An 8425-nucleotide genomic window follows, 5' to 3' on the forward strand; every position below is an offset into this window, starting at 1 on the left:
TCGTTATGTTAGAACAATTACAGCGTCTACAAGCGCATATTGGTGTTTTAAAAACACGCTTACATCACTTGGAGCGAGAAAACTCATCGCTCACCGAAGCTAAGCAATTAGCTGAAACTGACCATCATGCACAAGTTGTGCAGAAAAATAGCATCATCACGCAAAAGCAGGAAGAAGTTGATAACTTAACTGAACAACTGACTCAGTTACAAGATCAATTTAAACAACTGAATCAAGATGCAACAACTCTAGCAGAACGTTATAGCCGCTTAGAGAAAAGTACAACTGATTTGAAAAACCGCTTCCAAGAAATTTTGGCTGAGCGCAATGACTTACGTGTGAATAAAGAAAAATTACAAGCACAGCAACGTCATAACCAGCAAGAGATTCAGGATTTACAACAAGATCGTGATCGTCTGTTGCAGAAAAATGAGCTGGCTAAATCTAAGGTTGAAGCGATTATTCAGCGCCTTTCAATTTTAGGAACTGCACAAGATCAACATGCGCAAGAAATTCAGCAACTTGCACATCCGAATGCAGAAACTCAAGAGGAGACCTGATCATGAGTGAACCTATTGTTGTTGAGCTTCGCTTAATTGAACAGACCTTTCGTCTTAACACGACTGAAGATAAGCGTGAAGAGCTTGAACGCGCGGCAGAATTACTTAATCAAAAGTTTCACGACATGCGTCGTAGTGCACCACGTGTTGAGCATAATAAACTGGTGATTATGGTGGCATTGCAAATGGCTCAAGAGGTATTTAGCTTAAACAAATCTTTACAGCAGTACGCCCATTGTGAAAGGCTGCTGGAAACCATGCTTGAAGATGTTGAACAAAGCATCTAATCTTTATGGGAAGCCTGAAACTACAAATTTCAGGCTTTTTTATTGAATCGACTTTTATACAAAAATTAATTTCTTCCTTCTCTCATGCACTGATTGTAATTTTTATCGCTTCCTTATCTTTTGACCTGAATCGAAGTATCAGCATCAGGTCAATTCATATATTTATTTTTTAATTATTATTTCCCAAAAGTAGAATACCCCTGCTATTTCATGCATGCAGGGCTTAAACGTAAACTTACACATTGTTAAGTTATACTTACAAATAACTTTAGTGTAGTCCTTGCATCATTGCCAGAGTTGACTATAATGCAATCCATCTCTGGAGTACTCGCCAGCCGGTCTGACTCCCCTGAGCCGTGATATCCTTCTTAATCGGAAAGCGTTTCTGAATATTTAGCGTGTATGCCTGCCTAGAGTAGGAAACCCAGACAATATACAGCGCTCTGCACCTTGAACCTTAGTGTTCAAGGGTAAAGACATGCAGCGGTACTTCTGGAGATTATTTTCTTTATCAAAAAATCATTTTTTTATTATATTTTTCAACTCAATTCCCTCTATTTAACATCTTAACTGTAAACTTAAACTTACAAATCTCTCTATTTTCTCCCCTTGCGACACCCCTTAATTTCACTATAATTAAAAACATCTCTGAAGTGTTCGCCAGCCGGTCTGATTCCCCTGAGCCGTGATATCCTTCTAAATCGGAAAGCGTTTCTGAATATTTAGCGTGTATGCCTACCCCGAGTAGGAAACCCAGATAATATACAGCGCTCTCCACCTTGAACCTTAGTGTTCAAGGGTAAAGACATGCAGCGGCATTTTGGAGACCCATTATTTTTCGAATATGCATTGATTCTGTTTTAGATTTTATAATCTTATTAAACTTAATTTTCTAATTGTTAGTAAAACATACAAATCTCAATATTCCCCTCTTGTGGTGGTCGTTGATTTAACTATAATAAGAAACATCTCTAGGGTGTTCGCCAGTACGTCTATTCCCCTGCCGATACTTAAATTTATGGATGTGTTCTGTGTATTTTGAGTGTATGCCTACCCCGAGTAGGAAACCCAGTAAGTATGCGTCACCTCCACCTTGAACTCATCGGGTTCAGGGTAACGACCATGCAGCGGCATCTCTGGAGTATCTTTTTTACATATAATTAAAAATAATAATTTAGCTTCATTTAGACTTTTAAATAACTCAATTAAGTTTTCTCAATATTTTTATAATAATTCAGCGCTATCCATTAAATATTGCTGCAAAAATGCTGTAAATGAATTTTTATTTTTTCACCCCAGTCACCTGATATACAGCACCATCTGAACCAATCTGATCAAGTTGTACCGCATCCCCCAACACCACACTAGATCATCCGAAAATACAAAACAGTTCGGATATGAAAACTTGTCTCTATCATAGTAGTTTGAAGTACTTTCTACTGATTGGAATTCTGCCAGCGACAAAAATGTAAAATACGACGAACCCATTGAGTTCTAAAGAGTAGGTGCTTAAAATTGCTGATAGCTTCACTTGATACTTATATTCAAAAGCTAAAATCTGTTACCATGTTGTTAGTTTATTTAGCTTAACATATTGTTTTATAAATTTATTTTTAAGTTGGAAATACCAAGCTTATAACTTAATCCTAGTATTTCCACGATTCTCTTTTCTATGCTGCAATAGTGCCTAAAACTCATTCATCCTTTAAAGCACATTCATAATTGCTTGGGTCTTGAGAACAACGAACCTGCTTCAACAACCGCATCATATCTTTATCATAGAAGCCTTCTTTGGTCATTTGAATCCGTGCTTCACGCATCAAACGAACATAACCAGGTTTGTCACTTTCATTTAAGTTCATCCAGAATTTATCTGGAATCTTTGCTTCTATCTTGTCAACAAACTCAAAAGCTGGATTCAACTGTTTTGAAATCACTTCTCGTGCAATTGATCCCATGCCTGCTGGAAACTTATTGCGCTGCATAATCAATGTCCCTGTCACTTGTATCACAGGAAACTTGATAATTCCTCCAACTGCTTTCCCTGATTTATCGGTCATGCCTTTTTGTAATTCAAGTGGTTCAAACAAAATGGCTGGACCTGCCATGATATCAACCTCTTTATTATTAAATTTTCCCCCCACACTTACCAAATCCACAGAGACAGGTTGTGCTCCCACATTCTGTACTAATTTCTTTTGGGTTTCATCAAACTGGAACACTGCAACCTTCTTGCCTGCAGCCTTGGCCAAAGTATTGATATTACGGTCAGTAACCATAATATAAGCTGCCCCTAAAGGAACAATCCCAACCACTTCATAATCTTTATTTATCATCTTGTCATCAAATTTTGGGTTGGCCAAAACCTGAATCACAGAACTCAATTGTTTATAAGTCTGCACGGCACCAATGGCATCTACACTGCCAACAAATTTATTAAACTGTTTTGCACGTAAGTTGCTAATCCCTGCACCATCACAGCGCTTACTACGGAAATCCTCCGTCAACACCGCCTCATTGGTATACACCTTGAGATTAACCACGGTCGATGCCTGTTTTTTTAGTTTTGGATAATCAAAATCTAATTTGAATTGTAAATGCGAAGGGCGCGTCACGTTCATATTGACCCCAAATTGTTTGGCGACACGAACGATACTTGGAATTTCGGTAATATAACTGGTCGCTTGCTCAAACGCTTCGCTATGTTCACCATTCGGAGAAAATACACAGAGCGTGACTTGTTTTGGAATCTGCTGCCAAGTCTTAGGATCATTCAATAATTGCTTAACTTTGTTTTGTGAATGAGGGGAAAGGCTTAAATCCAATTTTCCCTCAGATGCCGCATAGCTTGTATTCATAATGCCTAATGATGAAGCCATAATAGATGACAGCAGAATCGGCCTTAAAACCTGTGTGAATTTATTATTTTGCATTGTTAGTCCATCCTTAGCGAGCTATTTCCCAATAGTCTTTATCCAATGTAAGAACAACGCATAAAAATAGAATTGACTGATTTTATTTGGATGGTGTCAATTCGGTCAAAGTTAGAACCATTACTCATTTTATAAAAATGAATGCATCCATAGGATATAAACACATATACAAACAAGCATTTGAATAATCTATATTTTTAATAGTTTTTCAACATTTAAATGCGGGTCATTCTTTCCTTAAATAAATGACCAAATTACGTTTTCATCTTGTCGCTTTAATAGAAAACTAGTTTGGTGATCATCTTCCACCACGATATGCTGATTCGAAATCATTTTTACTTTAAGTAAAGTATTATTTTCATAAACCAAGTCATGTTTACCTTCTTTGGTTAAGATTAGCATCTGATCAAGCACAATCAGTTTCTTTGATTCCAACATGGTTCTACCCTCTTTGAAAAGTTTGCAAATACTGAGTATCTTGATTAGTTCGATAAGTTCATATCATCTTGAATAGCAGTTTAATCGCGACTACTCATCAGCAAAAAATACTCATTTAAATTATTTAAATACATGAAACTGACATCTGAAGATGTTAGCTCACAGCCAATATTTTAGACTATTTTTTAAACGATTCCGTATCTTTTGTCAGACAGTTCACATAAATGACCATTTATGGGAGCTACTCTAAAAAAGTAAATTATATAAATAAAAATCAACAATATTAAATATTTAGCGATTCTTATATCTCAGTTCTTACTAAACTCTGGATTAGAATTCTTGACCAATTGTAAAAATAATCAATATATGATTGAAAAATAATAATTTTTAATAAATTTCTATCTGTATAAAAATGGCTCCTTTAAAGGAGCCATTTTGAATGAAGATGGATTACCAACTCACGTTAACACGTCGATTTGGAGCTAAGCACCCAACAAGTTGGCGATTGGCCTTATGTCCAGCACACTGCTGGTATAAATCAGTTTGGCTATTGGCTTGAATTTGAATTCGATTTGCATCAATCCCTTCATTCACCAATAGCTTAGCAACGGTATTGGCTCGTTGCGCCGATAGTTGATGGTTATAAGCAAATTTACCTAAAGGATCTGCAAAGCCAGCAACAATCACAGGACTATTCGATGGTGCTTGCTTAATGCGTTGAGCAATTGCTGCAACTGAGCTTGAACCTTGTTCAATTGCATTTGCATTTGATCGATCGAATGCAAAAAATACACTTGATGAGCGTAAGCTATTTAAATTGGTATCTGCTGGAACTTGATTATTTGCCCCCCAAGCCATTAAACCCTCACACGCTTCGCCTTTCCACGACAAACGCTCTGACAATGATTTTTTATCAAAATCTATACGCAACTGACAACGCAAATAGTCTTGGCTATTTGGTTGACGAATATCTAGTACATAATTCCAGGTTTTGACAAAAAATATACCTTCGCTAAATTGAGGATTGCCCAAGATATGCCGGATTTGATCCTTGGTTAAACCAGTTCCCAAACGAGCAACATTATCATATTCATAACGATTTACTTGCTTCAGGTAGCTCTTTTCAACCGCTGGAAATTTGATTTCTTCTTGTTGAACCACAGCCTCATCACTTGCTGCAAATGCCATCATCGGTAAACTTGAAACGAGCCCAACAAGCAATACTTTTATCATCATATTTTTCATATTTTAACTCTCTTTATCTATTGGAGATGAGGAGAGCCTAAAGGCTCTCCTGAATAATGAACCCTTAGTCAATTACGCCACTGATACCGATACGTACACTTGGATCACCTTGAGATGCAGCAGCTACCCCCCCTGTGATTGACCAACGACCATTATCTGCAGTTTTACGTAAGGTGACGCCGACTGCATTTTCACCACCATGATAAGAAGCACCTGCTGAGTAAGTATATTTACCTGCAATGTATGGCGCTGCTTCCAGTGCCATTGCCGCAGCAATACCTGCATTGGCCTTTTTCTCTACATCATCAATACGTTGATTAGTCGAGTAGAAGGCTTGTTCAAGACGATTACTTACATTGTCAATTTTGCTATTCAATGCCTGATCTGCCTTATTCAATGCATCAACTGCTCCACCCACATTGTTATAGTCCTTACCGCCTACGTTATACGTTGGATTGGTAAAGCTATTGGTAATGTTGTCATAACCAGCACCGCCACCTAAGAACTCAACAACTTTTTGATTTGTTGCATTTAATTGAGAGCCATTGATTGCATCTGTAGATGTTTTATTGATTGCACCATCTTTAACACCAGTGACAACACGATTACCATCGGTACCAGCAACATTAACTTTAGTACCGCCAGTATCTTTGGCAACGGTAACTTCAGCACTACTATTTGCCTGTTTAACCAGACCCACCGTACCATTATTAATATCATTTTTAATGTTATTAATATTATTGGTATTGTTAGTAATTTGCCCTTGCAAATCATCTCTGATTTGCGCAACTTGCCCACCATTCACCGCATCTTTAGAGCCTTGAGCAATATTACCGTCTTTCACATTGGTAATGGTTGTTCCATTAGTACCACCCAGTGTGATCTTGTCTTTTGATGCATCGTCGTATTTCACTGCATTATTGGAAAGCTCATTCACATTGTTATTCACATTGCTAATTGCACTATCCAATTGGCCCTTGTTCACGGCATCTGTTGCATTGGTACCCGCTGCAACATTGCTGATCTGTTTATTCCCAGCATTGATCCCTTGGGTCGTGACACTTGGACCACCTGCAATGATTAAACCAGTATTGTTCAACACAACTGCATTGTTACCGATGTTGATTCCAGCATTATTCAGAACCGTATTGCCTGCTGTCACAGAATCAACCGTTAAGTCTTTGGCTGTAGCAACCTCATAGTTATCTGAACCGTCTGCATTCTTGCTCTTATTCACAACAATATTCTGACCATTGGTCACCGTCGTTTTAGAGGTTGTTCCTACCGTGCCAATGGCTTTGTCGAGTGCCGTTAATGCATCACCAACATTAGTCTGTTTCCCTTGAGCCACATTATAAGTCGGTCCGGTAATGGTGCCATCGGCATTGACCGTAGCATTACCACCCAAGCTATTCACAAGTGTGTTCTGTGTAGTTACAACTTGATTGCCTACCGCTTTCAATTGTGCAACGTTCACGGCATCTGCATCTGCACTACCTGCCGCAACACCTGTGATCTGGCGATAAATTCCATTTGCAGCATCACCAACTGCAACCGCACCTGTCGTTGATGTCGTCTTATCAATGGCCGCTTTGTCTGCGCCTGTCACAGCGGACAATGCATAACCTGCAACACCAGCACCAGTTGTTGCAGCAGAACCACTCCCTAATACAACTGAGCCAGCCACTGTTTTGGTCACATTGTTACCAAGTACAAAGGTATCATCTGTCAGTACCTGATTGTTATTACCTACAGAATAACTGTTTGCACCATCCACAATCGTTGGATCACCAATCGCACCTGAGTGATCACCTTTCACTTTGTTACCCGTACCAATACTGATAGATTGCAGGCCTGTTGCTTCGGCGCCTTTACCAATTGCAATAGACTCTTTGCCTCCAGCTTTACTGCTGTGACCTAAAGCCACTGCACTGTCTGCGCCTGTTGAAACAATTGCATTTACGCCAATCGCTGTAGAGTTGAGACCACCAGCACTTGAGTCATTGGTTGCCCCTAGATCACCTTTTGAGGTATCGGCATTGGTATGGAAGAACTTAATCCCGTCGGTATTCATCTTCTGAACCGTTTGTCCAATCGTCAGGCGATCTGTGGTTTCTTGGCCTTGCTTATCGTAGGTTAAGAACAATGAATCTTGGTTTTTGTTGTCTGGTTTGGTATTTACAATTTGGTCAATGATATTGACTTTGTTGCCATTACCATCAACAACTTCAGTGATATTGCTACTGATTGCAACTTTCAATTGCTCTTCAGTTGCCGCTCTGCCTTTGGTTGCAAAATCACTGGCTGTAATGTCTTTATTGCTCAGGCCTTCAATGGTATTGCTTGCCTTATCAACCACTACACTGCCTACAGTGACTTTATCGAAGTTCACGTCTTTTGCAGTCGCGACTTGATAGTTGCTTGAACCATCAGCATTGGTCGTTGGGGTTACAACCACGTTATCACCCGCTGTAACGGTTGTTTTCGCTTTGGTTGCAGCATCTTTAACGCTGGTGATTGCACCATCAATGGTGTTCGAACCTGTGCCACCAATGTTACTGGTCGTGATCGCACCTGTGGTTGCATCAATTGTAGTTGAACCACCAATTGCATTCTTGACGCTATCCGCGACACCGTGTAACTGGCTGCCGTTGATTGCATCAGTCGAAGTTGAGTTTACCGCACCTGCTTTCACGTTAGTGATCGTTGTGCCACCTACTCCAGCTAATGTGATTTTGTCTTTGGTCGTTGGGTCATCGTATTTAACCGCTGCATCATCCAAACCACCTAACTTGCTATCCACTGCTGCCAATTGATCTTCTGTCGCTGCCTGACCTGATACCGCTGTACCGTTCCAAGTCTTGTTACTTAAACCGTTAATCGTATTGGTCGCTTTATCAACCACCACACTGCCTACAGTCACTTTATCGAAGTTCACGTCTTTTGCAGTCGCGACTTGATA

At 39.4% G+C, this 8425-nt stretch carries 5 protein-coding genes, 3 other RNA genes and 2 pseudogenes; 5 read left to right on the forward strand and 5 right to left on the reverse strand.

Annotation, left to right across the window (positions count from 1 at the left end; all coding sequences use genetic code 11):
• The first annotated feature begins 5 nt into the window (after positions 1 to 5).
• The 5 genes from F895_RS03830 (at position 6) to ssrS (F895_RS19640) (ending at position 1994) form a co-directional block, all read left to right on the forward strand.
• A complete protein-coding gene (locus tag F895_RS03830) occupies positions 6 to 560 on the forward strand; it encodes a hypothetical protein (RefSeq protein ID WP_005243297.1) in 555 nt (184 codons plus the stop codon).
• Positions 561 to 562: 2 nt separating this feature from the next.
• Positions 563 to 847, forward strand: a complete 285-nt coding sequence (locus F895_RS03825; RefSeq protein WP_005243298.1) for a cell division protein ZapA — start codon at positions 563 to 565, stop codon at positions 845 to 847.
• A 313-nt stretch (positions 848 to 1160) separates the two neighbouring features.
• A non-coding RNA gene (ssrS, locus tag F895_RS19630) (6S RNA) lies at positions 1161 to 1350 on the forward strand.
• A gap of 139 nt (positions 1351 to 1489) precedes the next feature.
• A non-coding RNA gene (gene ssrS / locus F895_RS19635) (6S RNA) lies at positions 1490 to 1678 on the forward strand.
• Positions 1679 to 1812: 134 nt separating this feature from the next.
• Positions 1813 to 1994: non-coding RNA, 6S RNA (ssrS, locus tag F895_RS19640), on the forward strand.
• 77 nt (positions 1995 to 2071) lie between these two features.
• On the opposite strand, the pseudogene F895_RS20345 reads toward ssrS (F895_RS19640), so the two are convergent.
• The 5 genes and pseudogenes from F895_RS20345 to ataA form a co-directional block, all read right to left on the reverse strand.
• Positions 2072 to 2450: pseudogene (locus F895_RS20345) on the reverse strand (SMI1/KNR4 family protein).
• Between the two features lie 91 nt (positions 2451 to 2541).
• Complete coding sequence (locus F895_RS03820) at positions 2542 to 3780, reverse strand: putative solute-binding protein (protein ID WP_005243299.1); 1239 nt, start codon at positions 3778 to 3780, stop codon at positions 2542 to 2544.
• A gap of 237 nt (positions 3781 to 4017) precedes the next feature.
• Positions 4018 to 4218, reverse strand: a complete 201-nt coding sequence (locus F895_RS03815) for a hypothetical protein (protein WP_005243300.1) — start codon at positions 4216 to 4218, stop codon at positions 4018 to 4020.
• A 450-nt stretch (positions 4219 to 4668) separates the two neighbouring features.
• Positions 4669 to 5463 carry a trimeric autotransporter adhesin/peptidogylcan-associated protein TpgA gene (gene tpgA, locus F895_RS03810; protein ID WP_005243301.1) on the reverse strand — a complete coding sequence of 265 codons (795 nt, stop codon included), beginning with the start codon at positions 5461 to 5463 and terminating at the stop codon, positions 4669 to 4671.
• A gap of 64 nt (positions 5464 to 5527) precedes the next feature.
• A pseudogene (gene ataA / locus F895_RS03805) lies at positions 5528 to 8425 on the reverse strand (trimeric autotransporter adhesin AtaA); the annotation flags it as partial.

Origin of the sequence: Acinetobacter sp. CIP 64.2 (genome assembly GCF_000369645.1) — a bacterium.
GTDB lineage: Bacteria > Pseudomonadota > Gammaproteobacteria > Pseudomonadales > Moraxellaceae > Acinetobacter.

Bases quoted from the DNA above. Each gene is read 5' to 3' on its own strand.
- F895_RS03830 (WP_005243297.1), top strand. From the start codon at position 6: ATGTTAGAACAATTACAGCGTCTACAAGCGCATATTGGTGTTTTAAAA.
- F895_RS03825 (WP_005243298.1), top strand. From the start codon at position 563: ATGAGTGAACCTATTGTTGTTGAGCTTCGCTTAATTGAACAGACCTTT.
- F895_RS03820 (WP_005243299.1), bottom strand. From the start codon at position 3,780: ATGCAAAATAATAAATTCACACAGGTTTTAAGGCCGATTCTGCTGTCA.
- F895_RS03815 (WP_005243300.1), bottom strand. From the start codon at position 4,218: ATGTTGGAATCAAAGAAACTGATTGTGCTTGATCAGATGCTAATCTTA.
- tpgA (WP_005243301.1), bottom strand. From the start codon at position 5,463: ATGAAAAATATGATGATAAAAGTATTGCTTGTTGGGCTCGTTTCAAGT.